The 515-nt window shown below is 35.5% G+C and carries 1 protein-coding gene; it reads left to right on the top strand.

The genetic code is table 11. The features are described from left to right. The coding region (locus N8L39_RS09250) for a hypothetical protein (RefSeq protein ID WP_261010806.1) at positions 1-515 on the top strand (515 nt) is incomplete at both ends.

The raw sequence follows: 515 nt of genomic DNA, 5'->3' as shown, positions 1-515 counted from the left end.
ACAGTAACTGTAACAAATGAGAAAAATGAACCAGCGACAATTACTTCAAAAGCAACATACAAACCAGAAATCGTTCCTCTAGAGTTAGGTAAAACACCAGCAACTTCAACAAACTTACAAGGTTTAGAACAAAAAGGAACACCAACATTTACTGGAAGCACAGTAGAAGTAAATGGTGAACAAAAAGAAGTAACGATTAAAGAAAATAGTTACACACTTGTAAAAGATGGAGCTGAAGTAACAACAATTCCAGCATACAAAAAAGGAACAACTGAAGAAATTGGTACGTACACAATTAATCCAGCAACTGGAGAAGTAACACTAACACCAACAGATAAAACTTATACAGGTGAAGTAGAACCAGCAGTCGTACAAGCAACAGGATCAAATAATGTAAAAGTACAAACAACGTACACACCAACAATCACTCCAGTAACACCAACAACTGAAAGCTCAACAACAAGTGATGTACAAGGAAAAGTACAAACATCACCAATCAAGTTAGATACAGAAGA

Origin of the sequence: Streptococcus mitis (assembly GCF_946190285.1) — a bacterium.
Classification (GTDB): Bacteria; Bacillota; Bacilli; order Lactobacillales; family Streptococcaceae; genus Streptococcus; species Streptococcus mitis_CP.
The sequence above is the reverse complement of the archived record's forward strand: the minus strand, read 5'-3'. Positions and strand labels throughout refer to the sequence as shown.